Origin of the sequence: Leifsonia sp. SIMBA_070 (assembly GCF_046534635.1) — a bacterium.
Taxonomy (GTDB): domain Bacteria; phylum Actinomycetota; class Actinomycetes; order Actinomycetales; family Microbacteriaceae; genus Leifsonia.
The window spans coordinates 1-252 of the sequence record NZ_JAWRYK010000632.1; the positions used below are offsets into that span (position 1 = coordinate 1).

Sequence of the window (252 nt, forward strand, 5' to 3'; positions counted from 1 at the left end):
CCTGGATCCAGTCGCGCCCGTCGCGATGGGCGGTTTCCGCGACCAGTTCGCGGGCGGCGTCCTCGCTGACCGGTTTGGGCTTGGAGCGGGAGAATTTCGGCCCCTCGATCAGGGAGAGGGCCGCATTCTCGATTTGCCAGCGCCGCTGCACATAACCGAAGAAGGTTCGCACGGCGGACAGTTCGCGGGCCAGGGAGCGGGCCGAGAGGCCGCCGCGCCGGCGATCGGCCATCCAGGCCCTGAAATCGCTGG

1 pseudogene is annotated in these 252 nt (G+C 69.0%); it reads right to left on the reverse strand.

Annotated elements, in window-relative coordinates:
- Positions 1–232, reverse strand: a pseudogene (locus SB754_RS21760) (hypothetical protein); the annotation flags it as partial.
- Positions 233–252: the final 20 nt, after the last annotated feature.